Raw genomic sequence first — 17,725 nt, 5'->3', positions numbered from 1 at the left:
ATATTAATAGGTTATAAAAGTTAAACATCATCCTCTATATTATCTTTACCCTGAGTACGCTCAATACTGTCAAGTTTATGATGAATAGCTGATTTAATCATCATATAAGCACTAATAGGTGCGGTTAATAATAAAAAAATTGAAATTAGAATTTCTTTTACACTTAAGGCGTCTTGTGACGTACTAAAAAAAACCATGGCAGCTGTTAACAAAGATGCCATACCTAAAGTTGTTGCCTTCGTAGGCCCATGTAAGCGCATGAAATAATCAGGCATTTTCACTAAACCTATAGAGCCAATAAGTACAAAGGAGCCACCAATTAATAATAATATTGAAATAATCCATTCAGTCATAACTTGCCCTTTATTCGATGATATCGCCGCGTAATAAATATTTACATACAGCAACAGTACTAACAAAGCCTAACATTGCTATTAATAAAGCCGCTTCGAAATATAATTCCGTTCCCATATTCATGCCGTATAAAATAATCAGCGCTATACTATTAATATACATAGTATCAAGTGCAAGTATTCTATCAGGAACAGATGGTCCTACTAATAAGCGCCATACATTTAATAACAAAGACAGTCCTATCATCGCGAAGACAATTAATATAACAGTATCTAGCATTGAAATATCTCCTTAAGAGGTGCTTCGTAACGCTGTTTAATTGTTTTGATTAATTCCTGCTCATCGGTAAGATTTAAAACATGGATTAATAAGTAGCGTTGTTGTGGTTTTTGACCTTCTACAAAACATTCACGCCATGGATAAACTTCGGCGCTAACGGTACCTGGCGTTAAGGATACTGTACTGGCCAAAATGGTAATGGGCATACTATGCGTTAAGTCCAAAGGAACTTTAACAAAACCTGGAGTCAACTTTTTAGTTGGGCCTAAAATTAAAATGGCAACCTGAACATTAGCAGTAATAATATCGTATAAAACCAACATTAAATGACGAATAGCTAAAACTGGTTTAATAATTAATGGTTGTTTAGTTCTAAAAGGACTGGTTATCAAAGGAATAGTAATAGCAAGAATCAATGCTAAAACAATATGCCCTGTAGATACACTATTATTTAAAAGTAACCAAACAAGGAACAATAATGTACTGGTAATAGGAGTAGGTAACCATTTAAATCGAGTTTCTAGTCGCATTACTGGTCTCCCGAAAGAATAATGTTAATATTATTATTAAAGTCATGTAATTGAGTAGCTGCATCTATGGCATATTCACTCAATGGTCCGGCAAAAATACTCATTAATGGCGCACTAACAATTAAAATTAATAATGCCGCTAATTCAGCCGGTTGAACACGCTCTTGTTGTATTCTTTCCGGCGATCTATTATCAGTTACTTTACCCTCAAACTTAGTTTGATGGTGCCAAAACACCGTACTTCCAGCTTTAGAAACAGCAAATAAAACAGCTAAACTCGCCAGTAAATATAAAGGCCAAAATATAAAGCTGTATTCATAATTAACGGTTGATTTTAGCAACCATACTTTACCAATAAAACCAGATAAAGGCGGCATACCGATAACAGCTACAGCAGCAATAATAAAACAGGTTCCTAATAGTTTAGGCTGAGAAACTGGCGTACCAACAGTGATCCTATCCGCAACTTTTCCTCGTTGACGACCAATTAAATCGGCTAATATAAAAAGTGCTGCGGTAACTAAAGTAGAATGAACTAGATAATATATAGCAGCCGAACTAGCCTCCACTGTTTGTACTGTAACTAAAGCAACTAAAGTGCCTACAGAAACAATAACCAAATTAGCGATTAGTTTTCGTAAATCTTGGCTTGCTAGCACGCCCACGGCTCCCATAACAATAGTAGCAAGTGCTAACCACCATAACCAATCTTGCGCCATATGAGCTAATTCGCCTGCATCATCGCCAAAAATCAATGTATAAACGCGCATCATTGAGTACACACCTACTTTGGTCATTATCGCAAATAATGCAGCAACAATAGGTATCGCAGTGGCATAAGTATTAGGTAACCATAGATGTAAAGGTAGTAAAGCGCCTTTTAAAGCAAAAACGACTAGTAATAATAAACCACCAATTTTCGCAAGATAAACATCATCTCCTTGTAAAAGCCCTACTTTTTGTGCCATATCAGCCATATTCAAAGTGCCTAAAACGCCGTATAGTACACCTAGAGCGATTAAGAACACCGCAGAACCTACAAGGTTCATTATTACGTATTGTAATGCAGCCCGAGTATTTTTTTTATCTCCACCATGCATTAATAAAGCATATGAAGCTATAAGTAATACTTCAAAAAATACAAATAAGTTAAAAGCATCTCCCGTTAAAAATGCACCATTTACACCAAAAATTAAAAAGTGCACGAGCGGGTGAAAAAAACTACCTTTTGCATCATCGCCAGCACTTGCATATAAAACACATACAATGCCCAATAATGCTGTTAAAGAAGTTAATAACGTAGAGAGAGGATCTGCAACTAATACAATGCCAAACGGGGCACTCCAGTCACCAATAGCATAAACCTGGGTACCATCTGCTTGCACTTTTAATAATAAAACAATTGAAATTAAAAATGTGACAACACTAAGCGTAACAGAAACAAAACGTCTAAGACTTTGGTTTTTTCCACAAGGTGGCATTAATAAAAGGATGCCTGCCAACATAGGCAGTAATACAGGTAATGAAGTCAAATGCTGAATCATCTCTTCACCTTATTTTCTGGCACTTGTCCGTTAACATGGTCATTCCCTAAATCAGCTCGGCCTCTTATCGCTAAAATAACCACAAATGCGGTCATAGCAAAACCAATTACAATTGCAGTTAAAACAAAAGCCTGCGGTAATGGATCAGCATATTCACTACTGTGCCCAAGAACAACAGCACTATTGAGACTTAGCCTACCTGATGAAAATAAAAATAAGTTAACCGCATAAGAAAGCATGGTTAACCCTAACACTACGGGGAATGTTCTTGAGCGTAAAATTAAAAATACGCCACAAGAAACCAAAATTCCAACGCTAGCTGCATAAAGTAATTCCATTAAATATTCACCTCTTCTTTAGGCGCATTAGCAGTTAATTCACCAAGGTGTGCTAATATCATTAATGTTGCCCCTACTACCGTAATATAAACACCGAGATCAAAAACTAAAGCACTTGCTAGTTCAATATTTCCAATAAAAGGAATATCGAAATAATCAAACCAGGTTGTCATAAAAGGTCTACCAAAAAACCAACTACCAACACCTGTTAATAGTGCAATAGCAAGGCCAGATGCAATAATTTTTCTATAGTTTATGGTTAAGCGTTCTGATATCCAATTCGAACCATGAGCGATATATTGTAAAATAAAAGCAATAGCCGTTATTAAGCCCGCAATAAATCCACCACCAGGCAGGTTATGGCCACGTAAGAATATATATACCGAAACTAATAATGCTAATGGCAATAATGATTGAGAAATACTTGCTAACAAAATAGGATAACGCTCTCTCGCCCAAGGTCGCCCTTCACTGTCACTACCTGGCATAAAGAGTGGTAAATTAATCAATAATTTAGAAATACCTAATGCTGCAATCCCTAATACACAAATTTCCCCTAAAGTATCAAACCCACGAAAATCAACCAAAATAACATTAACAACATTAGTGCCGCCACCACCTGTTTTAGCGTTAGCAATAAAAAAGTTGGAGATAGATTCAAATGGGCGAGTGATTAGTGCATAACAAATACTACCTACGACTATACCTAATCCTGCTGAAATACTTATATCACGTATAATACGCATAGAGCTTGACTCTTTAGGCGAACGCTGCGGTAAGAAAAACAACGCTAACATAAGTAAAACAATAGTAACCACTTCTACCGTTAATTGTGTTAATGCTAAATCAGGCGCGGAAAAGCGAGTAAAAGCCACTGAGACCATCAAACCCACCACAGAAATCATCAACAAAGAAACCATTCTGGTGCGATACCAAATAACAGTACTTATTGCACCTATCATTAATAATGCAGCGCCAACTGCACTATGCATGCTAACAGGCGTAAGCTCTTTGGTGCCTACTAACTCATGCATTTCAAATAAGGGCCAACCTGCGCCAAGCAGTACAATTAAAAACATCAGCATTAAATAACGTTGTAAAGAGCCATTTTCTATCGCCCCTATTTTACGTTGACACCATTTAATCATGACATAAATACTGTTATCAAAAGCTTTTTTAGCATTTAAAGGGGGAAGTGATGCTTGGAATGTAAATAAATGACGTCGTTGCGTATACATAAATAAACCACCTGTAACCGCAAAAGCACTCATCAATAAAGGTAAATTAAAACCATGCCATAAAGACACTTTAAATTCTGGTACATAGCCACCTAAAACAGCGAAAGACGCTGATGTTAAAATATCATCAACAATAAAATTAGGGAAAATACCAACTAATAAACACAAAGCCACCAGTATTTCAATGGGTACCCTCATATAACGCGGCGGCTCACTCGGCTCTTTTGGCAAGTCAATGGGATCACCATTAAAGAACACATCATGAATAAAACGTGCGGAATAAGCGACAGAGAATGCACCAGCAATAGTTGCAAGTACCGGAATAATCCATGACATAGAGCCAAGTAATTGCTGATGTAACGTTTCAGCAAAAAACATCTCTTTAGACAAGAAGCCGTTTAATAATGGCACACCCGCCATGGAGGCAGCTGCAACCATAGCCAAAGTCGCGGTATAAGGCATATATCGCCACATACCGTTAATTTTTCTCATATCGCGGGTTCCAGTTTCATGATCAATGATCCCCGTGGCCATAAACAATGACGCCTTAAAGGTTGCATGATTGATTATATGAAAAATAGCCGCGACCGTAGCAAGTTCCGTATTTAAACCAAATAATAAGGTAATAAGCCCCAAGTGACTAATGGTTGAATAAGCAAGCAAACCTTTTAAATCATGTTTAAACAAAGCGACATAAGCGCCAAATAGTAATGTAGTCATCCCAGTTAAACTAACGATAATAAACCAAATATCGGTTCCAGCTAACGCAGGATAAAAACGCGCTAATAAAAATATCCCTGCTTTTACCATAGTAGCTGAATGCAGGTAAGCACTAACAGGAGTTGGAGCTGCCATAGCATGTGGCAACCAAAAATGAAAAGGAAATTGAGCTGATTTAGTAAAAGCTCCCAGTAGCACTAAAATTAATGCGACTTCATATAAATTATGTGATTGAATAAGTTCTCTGCTCGCTAAAATCACATCTAAGCTATAACTACCCACGATATTACTTATTATCAATAAGCCAGCTAATAACGCTAAACCACCACCACCAGTGATCGTTAAAGCCATTATCGCGCCCTTACGCGCCTCAGACTTATACCACCAGTAACTAATTAGCAAAAATGAGCTAATACTAGTAAGTTCCCAAAAGAACCAAAGTTGAATCACATTATTTGACATCACTATGCCAAGCATTGCTGTCATAAATAACATTAAATAAGAATAGAGCTTGGGCATCGAGTCCTTACTACTTAAGTAATAACGCGCATAGAAAATAACTAAAATACCTATTGTGATAATCATGAACACAAACAGTAGTGCTAAACCATCTAAACGAAAGGCAATATTAATACCGAGTAATGGTATCCAAGAAATGGTTTCACGAACTTCTTCACCGGAGAATACAGCAGGTGCAAAACTAATCGTGATACATAATGCAATAAATGGCATTAATAACGATAAACTAGTCGATTGATTACGCGTTAACTTACCCGTCATCGAAGAAATAATACTGCCAATTAAGGATAACAGGGGTATCCAAAGCAAAGTCATAGAATAAACCTTTTTATTTTTATAACGACAAGCGATTGAACCAAAATAGATAGTCATAATATGTCAAATGACACATCACTTGCAAACTATATCACAGTAAAATTATTAACGACTTTACCACCTAAATACATCTAAAGGCAGAGAAAAAATTCGGTTAATAAAATTAATTACGTCAAAAATTCAAATTATACGTATTTTATACTGGTTTCACTACCTGTATTAAGTGTAGTATTTACATTAATCAAGCAATAATCAAATGATAGGTGACCAATGAAAAAGCTCGATAGTATAGATTTACAAATTTTAACCATATTATACAAAGATGCTGATATCACCAACAAAGAATTAGCCGCTCAAATTGGCATTGCTCCGTCAACATGTTTAGAACGCGTAAAGCGCATGAAATCCAAAGGGATCATCAAAGGCTCACATATCTCAATTAACTTTAAAAGTATTGGCGGTAATATTGAAGCAATTGCAGCTATTAGACTACAACCTTATTCTGAAGAAATAGTTAATCAGCTAAGAGATGATTTATTAAAATTGCCTGAGATAGTGAGCCTTTACCATATGGGGGGAAATTATGATTATTTTATCCATATGTCGGTAAAAGACAGCGAGCATTTACGCCAATTTGTTTTTAATGCTGTCACTTCACGCGATGAAGTGCAAACAGTTGAAACATCGTTAATCTTCGAATATAGCCGAAGTGGTGTTTTACCTTGTTTTGAAGATGATGATGGCATTTGATAAAAAAATTTCTATTTACTGAAAATCTTGAGTTTCAAAATACAACGGTGTCATGGTTCCGCAATTAATAAATTTATATTGTAATTCACTGCGCTTAGGGACTGGTGAACGAGTGTTAAATCTTGATAAACAACTCGCTTCAACATCAATGTAAAGTACATGATCATAACTAGGCGCTTGTTGAATTTTATGGATATAAATTTTGTAATTGTTGTTTAAATCAACCACGTCATATTCTTGGATATTGCTCGACTCATCAAGATCATTCAGATAACGTGAATAGAGTTTTTTCGCAAAAATTAACGGCCTACTTTTGTGTACTAACATACCATCGCGCTCATAATTCCCCATATAAATATCGGCATTGATGGTTAATTCCTCACCACGTACTAATCTCTGTATATTAAAAGCTTCAGGCTTTATCGTCACTAATTGTGCGTCTCTAATCATTTGCAATAGCGCAACATCTTTAATATCAAGTTGGTATAATAATTGGACATTATTCGGTAATTGATACTTAGAAAGGTTATAAGCGTAGACCATTGAACTTTTAGTAAAAAGCACCATACCATGCACGCTATTGTATTGATCGTTTATCGGCGGTAACTCTGCTTCTTCTGCGGTAGCTATATTGCAAACAACAGATAAACATAGTACGACTAATACGGTGATTTTCTTAAACATTATAAATACCTATTTAATACCAGCAACACATTAAGTTAAGCGCTATTTGTAGATAAAAGCCAATGAAAATAAAAATTACTTCAATAAAAAAGCCTTGCAATGCAAGGCTTTTAAATCAAGAACGCTCTAATACTTAAGATTTTAAGTCATCAAAGAATTTTTTTACACCATCAAAGAAGCCTGTTTCTTTTGGGCTATGTTTCTTTGAGCTTTTACCCATTTTTTCATCTAATTGACGAAGAAGATCCGCTTGATCACCTGATAAGTTAACCGGTGTTTCAATCACGACCTTACACATTAAATCACCAACAGTTGCACTACGAACTGATTTAACACCTTTGCCACGAAGACGGAACATTTTGCCTGTTTGTGTTTCTTTAGGTATTTTAAGCTTCACTTTGCCTTCAAGTGTCGGTACTTCAATCTCTCCACCTAACGCTGCTGTAGTGAAACTAATAGGAACTTCACAAAATAGATTATTCTCATCTCGAACAAATATCTTATGTTCTCTTACATTAGCTTGTACATATAAATCACCCGCTGGTGCTCCATGCTCGCCAGCTTCACCTTCACCTGAAAGGCGAATTCTATCACCAGTGTCTACACCAGGTGGTATTTTAACTGATAAAGTTTTAGTTTTTTCAACTCGGCCCTGACCACGACATACGGGACAAGGATCACTAATAACTTGACCTTTACCAGAACAAGTCGGACACGTTTGTTGTACCGCAAAAAGCCCTTGGCGCATTTGTACTTGGCCATGCCCATGACAAGTCGTACATGTTTTAGCACTAGTGCCTTTTTTAGCACCACTACCATCACAAGGCTCACAACTAACATAAGTAGGCACTTTAATTTCTAACGTTTTACCTTTAACGGCTTCTTCGAGGCTAAGATCTAAGTTGTAGCGTAAGTCTGAACCTCTACGAGCACGAGATTGTCCACCACCACGACGACCACCACCAAAAATGTCACCAAAAACATCGCCAAAAATATCACCAAAGTCTTGACCGCCGCCGTAGCCACCGCCACCCATGCCACCTTGCTCAAAGGCTGCATGACCGTATTGGTCATAGGCTGCGCGCTTTTGATCATCACTTAAGACTTCATAAGCTGCCTTAATTTCTTTAAAAGTTTCTTCTTTGGCTTTATCACCCTTTGTACGGTCAGGATGAAATTTCATCGCTAGACGTTTATAAGCTTTTTTAATATCGCGTTCACTGGCATCTTTAGCCACTTCTAGAACTTCGTAATAATCTCTTTTAGACATAGTTTATATACTTCACATCAAATGATACCAATTTGCTCAATGACTTTAGTTACATGATTAATTCACTAACAAATTAAACCATTATGAAAATTAGTATCTATAATTTCTATAGATTTTATATAGTAAAGCGCCGATAAAATCGACGCTCTATATTTCGTTTACAGTATTGTTAATCCGGATAATTTACAATTAAACTAGCGCGAATTAAACTAAACAACTATTTGTCGTCTTTTACTTCTTCAAACTCAGCATCAACCACATCATCGCCTGACTGTTGTGCATTAGCTTCTGGAGCTTCACTTTCTGGTGCAGCGCCTGCTTGAGCTTTCGCTTGAGCAATTTCCATTAACTTAGCTGAAGCTTCCATTAATGCTTGAGATTTAGCATCAATTTCTTCTTTGCTATCGCCTTTGATCGCTGTTTCTAATTCAGTAATAGCCGTTTCAATTTTCTCTTTATCTTCACTTGGTAAGTCATCACCAGCTTCAGTAACTTGCGTACGAGTAGCATGTATCATACCGTCAGCTTGGTTACGCGCTGTAACTAACTCTTCAAATTTAGCGTCTGCATCAGCGTTAGCTTCTGCATCACGTACCATTTGATCTACTTCATCATCAGATAAACCAGAAGAGGCTTTAATAGTAATTTTTTGCTCTTTACCTGTATTTTTATCTTTCGCTGTTACATGTAAAATACCATCAGCATCGATATCAAAAGTCACTTCGATTTGTGGTGTACCACGTGGTGCAGGATCAATACCTTCAAGGTTAAACTGCCCTAAAGACTTGTTCGCTGATGCTTGTTTACGCTCACCTTGTACAACATGAACCGTTACTGCAGCTTGGTTATCGTCTGCTGTTGAGAATGTTTGAGACTGCTTAGTTGGGATAGTTGTGTTTTTCTCGATAACTTTAGTCATCACACCACCCATAGTCTCAATACCTAATGATAAAGGTGTAACATCTAACAATAATACGTCAGTTACATCACCAGATAATACACCACCTTGAATGGCAGCACCGGCAGCTACAGCTTCATCAGGGTTAACATCTTTACGAGGCTCTTTACCAAAAAACTCAGTAACAGTTTTTTGTACTAGTGGCATACGTGTTTGACCACCCACTAAAATAACATCATTAACATCACTTACCGATAAATCCGCATCTTTAAGCGCTTGTTTAAGCGGCTCTAATGTTGCTTTAACCATATCTTCTACTAATGATTCTAATTTAGCACGGCTGATCTTGATGTTCATGTGCTTAGGACCAGAAGCATCAGCAGTAATGTAAGGTAAATTCACATCTGTAGATTGTGCAGAAGAAAGTTCACATTTAGCTTTTTCAGCACCTTCTTTCAAACGTTGCATTGCTAATGGATCTTTTGTTAAATCCATACCTGAGTCTTTCTTAAATTCAGCAACTAAATAATCAATTAAACGGTTATCAAAATCTTCACCACCTAAATGAGTGTCACCGTTAGTCGCTAATACTTCAAATGTGTGCTCGCCTTCAACTTCATCAATTTCAATAATTGAGATATCGAATGTACCACCACCTAAATCGTATACAGCAACAACTTTGTCACCTTCTTGCTTGTCCATACCGTATGCTAACGCAGCAGCCGTAGGCTCGTTAATAATACGCTTCACTTCAAGTCCTGCGATACGACCAGCATCTTTAGTTGCTTGACGTTGTGAATCATTAAAGTAAGCAGGAACAGTAATTACCGCTTCAGTAACTTCTTCACCTAAGTAATCTTCTGCAGTTTTTTTCATTTTCTTTAAAACTTCAGCAGAAACTTGTGGTGGAGCTACGTTTTTATCACGTGCTGTTACCCAAGCATCACCGTTATCAGCTTTGACAATACCAAATGGCATAATATCAATGTCGCGTTGAACTTCTTTATCTTCAAAGCGACGACCAATTAAACGCTTAATTGCGAATAATGTGTTTTTTGGGTTAGTTACTGATTGACGTTTAGCTGGTTGGCCAACTAACGTTTCACCATCTTCTGCATATGCAATAATTGAAGGTGTTGTACGATCGCCTTCAGCATTTTCAATAACACGTACTTTGTCGCCATCTAAAACAGCAACACAAGAGTTTGTTGTCCCTAGGTCAATACCTATAATTTTGCCCATCTTGAGGATCTCCGAATACTAAAATAAATAATAAATCTGTTGTTGATTAATTAGTGGGGGCAGTAAAAACTTTTTCAATAGAGAAAATTAAAAAAATTTTAAAATGTTACAAAATATTTCCCCAATAAAAAGGCCAGCAACAATGCTGGCCCATATTTATGCCAGTTAATTTACGCAGAGGTATCAACTGAAGGTGAAGCTTTTGACACCATCACCATAGCTGGTCTAATTAAACGTCCATTAAGTTCATAGCCTTTTTGCATCACTGCAATAACTGTATTAGGTTCAACACCTTCTACTTCTTGCATTGACATAGCTTGGTGTAATTCAGGGTTAAAAGGTTGATCTTGTGGATCAACCGGATTAATTCCAAATTTCCCCAATGCCGATAACAAGCTTTGTAAAGTAAGTTCAACCCCTTCGGCTATCGCTTTTTGAGTTTCATCTTCGGCATTGACACTGGCAATAGCACGCTCTAAATTGTCAACGACAGGTAATAATTCACTGGCAAATTTTTCCAGTGCAAATTTACGTGCTTTTTCAACATCTTGTGCCGCACGACGACGAACATTATCGACTTCAGCTTTTGCTCTGATAACAGAATCTTTCTGATCTGCAACTGTTGACTGAGCAGCAGCAAGAGCAAGCTCTAATTCATTAATTTTTTCTTGGTCTTCACCAATAGCATTAGCAGAAAAATCTAATTGTGATTCTACTTGCTCTTCCGCTTGATCAATAATTTCTTGAGCCGCTATTTCTTCTGGGGTTAACTCTTGTTCATTTTTATTTTCGTTTGACTGTGTTGTCATGAAAAGCTCCAACTTAAAATCTACTGATGCTAATTATGGGGGCTAGTGATTACGATTCAAGTTCAAATTGATAACATTTCGTAAAAAGCTGTCTTTACATCAAGATAAAATACAGCGAAACTGGCAGTATTACCGAAATGTAACAAGACGTTAAGCATGAGCAAACTATATTCCACTATAGGTTTAATTGGAAAACCCAATCATAAAGGTGCCAAAGCAACGATAACTGCACTTTATCAATATTTACTCGATCATAATTATAACGTGCTTATTGAAAACACTGTAGCTAGCTCCCTTAAACTACCTGAAATGAATGTACAGAACTTAACAAGCATAGGTGAACTTGCTGATTTAGCTATTGTTGTCGGCGGTGACGGTTATATGTTAGGCGCAGCACGAGTGCTATCTTGTTATAATATTGGCGTGATCGGAGTCAATAGAGGTAATTTAGGCTTTTTAACTGATATATCACCTAATGACTTAATTTCGCCTTTAGAGCAAATTTTAAAGGGAGAATCACGATCTGAACAACGGTTTCTGATCGAAGCTGAAGTTTATCGCCATGGAAAATTAAAAAGCAGCAATACCGCTGTTAATGAGGCTGTGCTCCATGCGGGTAAAGTTGCCAGCATGATTGAATTTGAAGTATATATCGATAACAGCTTCATGTTTAGTCAACGCTCTGACGGTTTAATTATTTCTACCCCCACAGGCTCGACTGCTTATTCAATGTCTGCCGGTGGCCCTATTTTAACACCTAATTTAAACGCATTATCATTAGTGCCTATGTTTCCACATACACTCACTAGCCGCCCTATTGTCGTTGATGGCAACAGTGAAATAAAACTCGCCTTAGCTAATGAAAATTACGAAAACTTACAAGTAAGTTGTGATGGCCATGTAATATTAGCTGTATTACCTGGTGACGAAGTTATTATTAGAAAAAGTGAACACACCCTTCGATTAATTCACCCTTTAGACCATAATTACTTTAATGTGTTAAGAAATAAGTTAAGTTGGGGTAATAAACTTTACTAAAGGAACTATGGAGGTTATACGCAATTTAACTGATATCTTATTTTTAATGATAATGAGCAATCTCTAACATTAAAAAAATATTACGTTATAACAACCGAGTAGTTATCAAAGGCAAGTTTTCCCTTGTCTTTTGATAAAATAATATCGCCTATTAACTAAGGTTAACGATAAGCTGAAAAAAAATTAACAATTAAATTTATTTAGCTATTGCAAAACCTTAAAACACTGTATAAATTAACACCTAATATTATATACAGTGTTTTTACTTATGCTTTTACAACTTAATATTCAAAATTTTGCTATCGTTCGCTCCCTTGATATTGACTGGCAGCAAGGCATGACCACTATTACTGGCGAAACTGGTGCAGGTAAATCAATAGCCATTGATGCGTTAGGTTTATGTTTAGGCGATAGAGCCATCACAAATGTAGTTAGACCTAATTGCAAAAAAGCAGAGTTAGCTGCTACCTTCGATGTGAGTAAAAATCCGCAAGTACTTCATTGGTTAAATCAACATGATTTACATTCAGATAATGAATGCATTTTACGACGAGTAATTTCTGCTGAAGGTCGTTCAAAAGCTTATATAAATGGTAGTCAAGTACCTTTAGCTCAGCTAAAAGAAGTGGGGCAATTATTAATTAATATTCATGGCCAACATGATCACCAACTTATCACTAAAGCACTTGAGCAACGAAATATTCTAGATCAATATGCTAATCATGATGACTTATTAGAAAATGTAAAACATTATTATAATAAGTATAAAGAGCTTACTAAAGAGTACGACCTTTTACTTGAAAGCAAAACACAACGTGAAGCCAAACAACAATTACTGCAATATCAAGTCAATGAATTAAATGAATTTTCTGTTCAACAAGGAGAATTTGAGACTTTAGAGATCGAATATAAAAAGCAAAGTAACGGTCAACATATCCTTAACGAAAGCTTACAAGCATTACAAATTCTCAGTAATGACGAAAACTATAATATTGTTGATCAACTTCGCAAGGTAGAAGATCAATTAACAAATTTAAGTTTACTTGATAAAACCTTACAACCGCTTACCGAGCAAATTAATAGTTCATTAATTCAAGTTGAAGATGCTGCCAGCGAACTAACTCATTATTACGAGCGACTAGAATTAGACCCACAAAATTACCAAGTCATTGAAGAGCGTTATTCTCAAATCATTCAGTTAGCTAAAAAGCATCAAATATCACCTGACAAACTTTATGAACTTCATCAACAATTGAATACTGAGTTACAACAAATGACCATGGACGAATCAAGGTTAACTAGTGTTGCAGATGAAATAGAACAAACTAAAATTACCTATCAACAAGCAGCAGAACAACTATCTACATCAAGAAAATCATCCGCTAACAAATTGAGTCAGTTGATCAGCGCCAGTATGAATGAACTTAATATGCCACATGGCAAATTTGCAATTAATGTAAACTATAGTAGCACTGAAAAGATCAGCAGCTCCGGCACTGACAATGTAGAGTTTCTTGTTAGTTTAAATCCTGGCCAAGCATTAGAAGCTATGAATAAAGTAGCCTCCGGTGGTGAACTTTCACGCATTAGTTTAGCCATGCAAGTAATATTGTCAGCTAAAGTAATCACTCCCACGCTTATTTTTGATGAAGTAGACGTAGGTATTAGTGGGCCAACCGCTTCAATGGTTGGAAAAAAACTTCAACAGTTATCTCAAAGTACACAAGTAATTTGTGTTACTCACTTACCTCAAGTAGCAAGCAAAGGCAGACAGCAACTATTTGTTGCTAAATTAACTGATGGTGAACATACAGAAACAACCGTTACGGAACTTACTGAAAATGGTAGAGTCCAAGAAATTGCTCGCTTATTAGCGGGTGATAAAATTACTGATAATAGCTTAGCTAACGCCCAAGAATTACTTGCTGGGTAAAATTAAATACCATGAAATTGTAAAATTTCTTTGTATCTCATGGCCTGCTTAGTTATTATCCCACTTCATTTGTTAAAGGGTGTCTACTAATACCATGTTATTTCGATTATTTGCCGTAGTTTTATGTTTATCTATCAGTGCGTGTTCAAGCTGGGTTTATCGCATTGACATTCCACAAGGTAACTACTTAGAACAGAGAGATATTGATAAACTTCAAATAGAAATGACGAAAGAGCAAGTTAAGTACGTACTTGGAAGCCCTGTAGTTGTAGATAGTTTTGATTCTGATGTATGGCATTATGTCTATCGTTTTAAATCAGGTCGAAATTCAGACTTTGATGCTGAGAAAAAATTTGTTGTAAAGTTTAAAGACAACAAATTAATATCTGCAGAGGGTGACTTCGAGTTACCTGAAAGCTTTAATACGCCAATGATTAATTAATCTTGGTTCTAGTCTTAAATATTAAAAAGCCAGCAATCAAGCTGGCTTTTACATTTAAAGACTCGAATTAAATAGCTTTCTGAGTATCTATCCAGGCTTTAATTCTCCTTTCAAGAATCGATAATGGCATAGCTCCACCACCTAGCACTGTATCGTGAAACCCTTTAATATCGAATTTATCACCTAAAGTTTTTTCAGCTGTAGCTCGTAATTCCATAATTTTAAGCATTCCAACCTTATAAGCAGTAGCTTGTCCCGGAAGAACTAAATAACGTCTAACTTCGGAAACTATCGCTTCTTCAGCAATAGGGGTTTTTTCTTTGAAATAAGCAATGGCTTCCTCTTCAGTCCAACCTTTAGAATGTAAACCAGTATCTACCACTAATCGAACTGCTCGCCACATTTCATTTACTAATCGACCAAAATCAGAAAAATCATTTTGATAACCGCCCATTTCTTTTGCCAAAAGTTCAGCATATAACCCCCACCCTTCACTATATGCTGTAAAGTTTGCTTGGGTTCTAAACTGAGGAACAGAAGTCAGCTCTTGCGCTATTGAAATTTGCATATGATGACCCGGATTACCTTCATGGTATGCCACACCTTCCATTTCATTTTTCGGCATTGCTGACATGTCAGATAAATGAGCGTAATAAACACCAGGACGTGAACCATCTGGCGTTCCAGGGAAATAATGTTGCGCAGCACCATCTTGCTCTCTAAACGCTTCAACACGCTTAACCACTAATTTAGCTTTAGGTAACACACCAAAAAATTCTGGTAGTTTTTTATTTATCTCAGCTAAATGAGCTTCTGTTTCATCAATATAGCCTTGTCTACCTTCATCGGTATTACTAAAGAAAAACTGTTTATCTGTTTTGATAAATGTGAAAAAATCTTGTAAGTCACCTTCAAAACCCACTTTATCTTTGATCTTTAGCATCTCAGTAGTAATGCGAGACACTTCTGATAAACCAATATTATGAATTTCATCTGCAGTTAGTTCAGTTGTTGTAGATGCTGCTAATTGATGATCATAGAATGCATCACCGTTAGGGTGACTAGATACGCCTCGTGCAATTTCATCAGTATTTACAATGTCAGCCTCAAACCAAGCGGCTAAAGCTTTATAGCTAGGGAGGAAGTCATTTAGTAATGCGGCTTTTGCATTAGCTTTAAGTTCATCTGCTTTAGCTTGATCTATTTTGCTACTATCAAGTAAACTCGCGACCTTTCTTTTAGCATCGGACCAAAGAGGTGAATCAATCTCACTATCAGTAAATGGTGCGCCAGCAATTAAACCTTTAGCCTCAGCAATAACACCTTGATAGGCAAACCTTGGCGGACGAACACCAGCACTAGCATTTTCTTTAGCGCGTACAAGTAACTGGTCTATGGCATTAGCTATCCCTGTAATTCGCTTGTTGTATGCACTCATATCACTTTCTTCTTCAACTTTATGAAAGTTAATTAAAAATTGAGCTGCAAAAGATTGGATTCCATTAAACTGAGTAAATATATAAGCGTTTTTATTAAAAGCTTGTCCCGCTGCGGCTTGCTCGTATTGATAAACCCATATGTCGTAAGATATTTTGCCTTCTACATCGAGCAACTGATAATCGAATTTGTTACTAAGCTCATCAACCGTTTGCTTTTGCCATGCTAGCTGCTTTTTCTCAGCCGCTTCACTCATATCATCAATTTGATCATACTTAGTTTTTCGTCCCAAAAAGGTCAATCTCATAGGGCTCATTTGCAATTGTTCTTCATATTTTATTGCAAACCATTCATTTAAACGCTGAGTCTCAGACTGTTGAGCTTGCTCTGTTTTTTGTATTACTGGTGCTTGAGTACTAGCAGTATTATTATTTTGTTCACTCGACGATGAATCAGGTTGGCATGCAGTCAAAACCGACGCTGCAAGAAGTGTTAGTATAAGTTTCATAAAAGAAATTCCTAATTTTATTCTTTAATTTATTGTTTTTACCTGTAAGAGAATAAACAGAAAATAGTCAAATAGCTATAAAACAGGTATACCACTATGAAACTTAAAGTCGGTATCTGTTGTTGAAATAAGCTCAAATTCTTTTTGACCAAAGAATTTAACTCTTTCGGTAATGTCTTTGCCTGCTATGTTTTCAGCAAGCGATAAATAATCTTGATAATGCCGTGCTTCAGAACGCAATAACGAAATATAAAAATCACCTAAACGTTTATCCACATGTGGAGCAAGTTTAGCAAAACGTTCACATGAGCGAGCTTCAATATAAGCCCCAACAATTAATTTATCGACTAAAGCATCAGGCTCGAAAGTTTTAACATGGCGCAACATCCCTTTTGCATAACGACACGGCGTAATACTTTTATATTCAACGCCATACTCATCCATGATTTCAAGTACTTGGTAAAAATGGTGTAGCTCTTCTTTAATCAATAGAACCATTTTATCAATTAGATCTTGGCCATATTTTGAATCTGAACGCGGTATCACTGACTTAGTTAAATTGTTTTTAGTAGGAAGTTCGCGCCAATCACCTTCTCTTTTATAGATAAAGGTTTCAAAAGGTTGCAACCATGCAAGCAAAGCATCACCACTATCTTTATCAACTGCATATTTACGGATTAAAAACATTGCCGATTGCGCGGCTTTTAATTCACAAATTAAGTGATCAATCAAAATAATCGGTAAATTTTCTTTTTTCACCGCTTTATCTATCCACGCTTGAGGGGTTTCACAAAGAAGAAAAGACTTGATAGGTGCTAATAATTTTTCAACGGGCATTGCTAAAACTACAAATAATTACATTAAATATTGTGTTTAT

Annotated in this window: 16 protein-coding genes; 4 read left to right on the top strand and 12 right to left on the bottom strand. The window is 36.4% G+C overall.

The window, feature by feature from the left end; translation table 11 throughout:
* Nucleotides 1-20: 20 nt before the first annotated feature.
* From IE155_RS06915 to IE155_RS06890, 6 genes are read right to left on the bottom strand one after another with little or no spacing between them, the layout of a single operon-like run.
* The gene (locus tag IE155_RS06915) at nucleotides 21-353 is read right to left on the bottom strand and encodes a Na+/H+ antiporter subunit G (RefSeq protein ID WP_189377501.1); all 333 of its coding nucleotides are present in this window, start codon (nucleotides 351-353) and stop codon (nucleotides 21-23) included.
* A 10-nt stretch (nucleotides 354-363) separates the two neighbouring features.
* On the bottom strand, nucleotides 364-633 hold the full coding sequence (locus tag IE155_RS06910; RefSeq protein WP_189377500.1) for a K+/H+ antiporter subunit F: 270 nt from the start codon (nucleotides 631-633) through the stop codon (nucleotides 364-366).
* Entirely contained in the window at nucleotides 627-1,163 is a 537-nt protein-coding gene (locus tag IE155_RS06905; protein WP_189377499.1) for a Na+/H+ antiporter subunit E, read from the bottom strand. The genes IE155_RS06910 and IE155_RS06905 overlap by 7 nt, the downstream gene beginning before the upstream one ends.
* Nucleotides 1,163-2,707 carry a monovalent cation/H+ antiporter subunit D gene (locus IE155_RS06900; RefSeq protein WP_189377498.1) on the bottom strand — a complete coding sequence of 515 codons (1,545 nt, stop codon included), beginning with the start codon at nucleotides 2,705-2,707 and terminating at the stop codon, nucleotides 1,163-1,165. The genes IE155_RS06905 and IE155_RS06900 overlap by 1 nt, the downstream gene beginning before the upstream one ends.
* Nucleotides 2,704-3,045, bottom strand: a complete 342-nt coding sequence (locus IE155_RS06895; protein ID WP_189377497.1) for a Na+/H+ antiporter subunit C — start codon at nucleotides 3,043-3,045, stop codon at nucleotides 2,704-2,706. Before IE155_RS06895 ends, IE155_RS06900 begins: the two co-directional genes overlap by 4 nt.
* The gene (locus IE155_RS06890; RefSeq protein WP_189377496.1) at nucleotides 3,045-5,837 is read right to left on the bottom strand and encodes a monovalent cation/H+ antiporter subunit A; all 2,793 of its coding nucleotides are present in this window, start codon (nucleotides 5,835-5,837) and stop codon (nucleotides 3,045-3,047) included. Before IE155_RS06890 ends, IE155_RS06895 begins: the two co-directional genes overlap by 1 nt.
* Before the next feature lie 270 nt (nucleotides 5,838-6,107).
* Here IE155_RS06890 and IE155_RS06885 point away from each other — a divergent pair, with 270 nt between their 5' ends.
* A complete protein-coding gene (locus IE155_RS06885) occupies nucleotides 6,108-6,587 on the top strand; it encodes an Lrp/AsnC family transcriptional regulator (protein ID WP_189377495.1) in 480 nt (159 codons plus the stop codon).
* A gap of 15 nt (nucleotides 6,588-6,602) precedes the next feature.
* Here IE155_RS06885 and IE155_RS06880 read toward each other — a convergent pair whose 3' ends face one another.
* The 4 genes from IE155_RS06880 to grpE all read right to left on the bottom strand — a co-directional run bounded on the left by IE155_RS06880 (nucleotide 6,603) and on the right by grpE (nucleotide 11,490).
* Complete coding sequence (locus IE155_RS06880) at nucleotides 6,603-7,271, bottom strand: hypothetical protein (protein ID WP_189377494.1); 669 nt, start codon at nucleotides 7,269-7,271, stop codon at nucleotides 6,603-6,605.
* A gap of 133 nt (nucleotides 7,272-7,404) precedes the next feature.
* The gene (gene dnaJ / locus IE155_RS06875; RefSeq protein ID WP_189377493.1) at nucleotides 7,405-8,541 is read right to left on the bottom strand and encodes a molecular chaperone DnaJ; all 1,137 of its coding nucleotides are present in this window, start codon (nucleotides 8,539-8,541) and stop codon (nucleotides 7,405-7,407) included.
* Nucleotides 8,542-8,758: 217 nt separating this feature from the next.
* Entirely contained in the window at nucleotides 8,759-10,681 is a 1,923-nt protein-coding gene (gene dnaK / locus IE155_RS06870; RefSeq protein ID WP_189377492.1) for a molecular chaperone DnaK, read from the bottom strand.
* Between the two features lie 170 nt (nucleotides 10,682-10,851).
* The gene (gene grpE / locus IE155_RS06865; RefSeq protein WP_189377491.1) at nucleotides 10,852-11,490 is read right to left on the bottom strand and encodes a nucleotide exchange factor GrpE; all 639 of its coding nucleotides are present in this window, start codon (nucleotides 11,488-11,490) and stop codon (nucleotides 10,852-10,854) included.
* 156 nt (nucleotides 11,491-11,646) lie between these two features.
* Here grpE and nadK point away from each other — a divergent pair, with 156 nt between their 5' ends.
* The 3 genes from nadK (at nucleotide 11,647) to IE155_RS06850 (ending at nucleotide 14,903) form a co-directional block, all read left to right on the top strand.
* Entirely contained in the window at nucleotides 11,647-12,528 is an 882-nt protein-coding gene (nadK, locus tag IE155_RS06860) for an NAD(+) kinase (protein WP_189377490.1), read from the top strand.
* Between the two features lie 268 nt (nucleotides 12,529-12,796).
* Nucleotides 12,797-14,461: a DNA repair protein RecN gene (recN, locus tag IE155_RS06855; RefSeq protein WP_189377489.1), complete on the top strand. Its 1,665-nt coding sequence runs from the start codon at nucleotides 12,797-12,799 to the stop codon at nucleotides 14,459-14,461.
* Nucleotides 14,462-14,555: 94 nt separating this feature from the next.
* Nucleotides 14,556-14,903, top strand: coding sequence for an outer membrane protein assembly factor BamE (locus IE155_RS06850; protein ID WP_189377488.1), 348 nt, complete (start codon nucleotides 14,556-14,558; stop codon nucleotides 14,901-14,903).
* A 67-nt stretch (nucleotides 14,904-14,970) separates the two neighbouring features.
* Here the strand turns inward: IE155_RS06850 and IE155_RS06845 are convergent, their stop codons facing one another.
* Nucleotides 14,971-16,848, bottom strand: coding sequence for a DUF885 domain-containing protein (locus IE155_RS06845; protein ID WP_189377487.1), 1,878 nt, complete (start codon nucleotides 16,846-16,848; stop codon nucleotides 14,971-14,973).
* Between the two features lie 75 nt (nucleotides 16,849-16,923).
* A complete protein-coding gene (miaE, locus tag IE155_RS06840) occupies nucleotides 16,924-17,685 on the bottom strand; it encodes a tRNA isopentenyl-2-thiomethyl-A-37 hydroxylase MiaE (RefSeq protein ID WP_189377486.1) in 762 nt (253 codons plus the stop codon).
* Between the last annotated feature and the right edge of the window lie 40 nt (nucleotides 17,686-17,725).

Origin of the sequence: Thalassotalea profundi (assembly GCF_014653195.1) — a bacterium.
GTDB lineage: Bacteria > Pseudomonadota > Gammaproteobacteria > Enterobacterales > Alteromonadaceae > Thalassotalea_B > Thalassotalea_B profundi.
This window is presented reverse-complemented; position numbering and strand designations above follow the sequence as displayed.

Coding starts and splice junctions, on each gene's coding strand:
- IE155_RS06880 (WP_189377494.1), bottom strand. CDS start 7,271: ATGTTTAAGAAAATCACCGTATTAGTCGTACTATGTTTATCTGTTGTT.
- grpE (WP_189377491.1), bottom strand. CDS start 11,490: ATGACAACACAGTCAAACGAAAATAAAAATGAACAAGAGTTAACCCCA.
- IE155_RS06885 (WP_189377495.1), top strand. CDS start 6,108: ATGAAAAAGCTCGATAGTATAGATTTACAAATTTTAACCATATTATAC.
- IE155_RS06910 (WP_189377500.1), bottom strand. CDS start 633: ATGCTAGATACTGTTATATTAATTGTCTTCGCGATGATAGGACTGTCT.
- dnaJ (WP_189377493.1), bottom strand. CDS start 8,541: ATGTCTAAAAGAGATTATTACGAAGTTCTAGAAGTGGCTAAAGATGCC.
- dnaK (WP_189377492.1), bottom strand. CDS start 10,681: ATGGGCAAAATTATAGGTATTGACCTAGGGACAACAAACTCTTGTGTT.
- nadK (WP_189377490.1), top strand. CDS start 11,647: ATGAGCAAACTATATTCCACTATAGGTTTAATTGGAAAACCCAATCAT.
- IE155_RS06905 (WP_189377499.1), bottom strand. CDS start 1,163: ATGCGACTAGAAACTCGATTTAAATGGTTACCTACTCCTATTACCAGT.
- IE155_RS06890 (WP_189377496.1), bottom strand. CDS start 5,837: ATGACTTTGCTTTGGATACCCCTGTTATCCTTAATTGGCAGTATTATT.
- miaE (WP_189377486.1), bottom strand. CDS start 17,685: ATGCCCGTTGAAAAATTATTAGCACCTATCAAGTCTTTTCTTCTTTGT.
- IE155_RS06915 (WP_189377501.1), bottom strand. CDS start 353: ATGACTGAATGGATTATTTCAATATTATTATTAATTGGTGGCTCCTTT.
- IE155_RS06895 (WP_189377497.1), bottom strand. CDS start 3,045: ATGGAATTACTTTATGCAGCTAGCGTTGGAATTTTGGTTTCTTGTGGC.
- IE155_RS06850 (WP_189377488.1), top strand. CDS start 14,556: ATGTTATTTCGATTATTTGCCGTAGTTTTATGTTTATCTATCAGTGCG.
- recN (WP_189377489.1), top strand. CDS start 12,797: ATGCTTTTACAACTTAATATTCAAAATTTTGCTATCGTTCGCTCCCTT.
- IE155_RS06900 (WP_189377498.1), bottom strand. CDS start 2,707: ATGATTCAGCATTTGACTTCATTACCTGTATTACTGCCTATGTTGGCA.
- IE155_RS06845 (WP_189377487.1), bottom strand. CDS start 16,848: ATGAAACTTATACTAACACTTCTTGCAGCGTCGGTTTTGACTGCATGC.